Origin of the sequence: Micrococcus sp. GbtcB5 (assembly GCF_019091605.1) — a bacterium.
GTDB classification, from domain to species: domain Bacteria; phylum Actinomycetota; class Actinomycetes; order Actinomycetales; family Micrococcaceae; genus Micrococcus; species Micrococcus luteus.
Window position 1 is genome coordinate 1 of record NZ_JAGXJK010000301.1, and the last position, 251, is coordinate 251.

Annotated in this window: 1 protein-coding gene; it reads right to left on the reverse strand. The window is 68.5% G+C overall.

All coding sequences use genetic code 11. From position 1 onward, the window contains the following. The coding region (locus KVS67_RS12445; protein ID WP_254629375.1) for a sugar phosphate nucleotidyltransferase at nucleotides 1–251 on the reverse strand (251 nt) is incomplete at both ends.

The window sequence follows — 251 nt, forward strand, 5'->3', positions numbered from 1 at the left end:
GGTGAAGTCGTACACCCCGGCCTCGCCGGGCCCCACGAACAGGGGGATGATGTCCCCGCCCATGTCGTTGTTCGACTCGGGGTTCTCCTCGTCCTGGTTCAGCGCCGCCACGAGGGCGACCGTGTCGAACACGTAGTTGCCCATCGAGGCCAGGAACTGCGTGGGGTCGTCCGGCAGGCCGGGGGTCGTCCCCGGCTTCTCCACGAACGCCGAGATCCGCGTCCTGTCCTGCGGGTCCGTCTCGATCACCC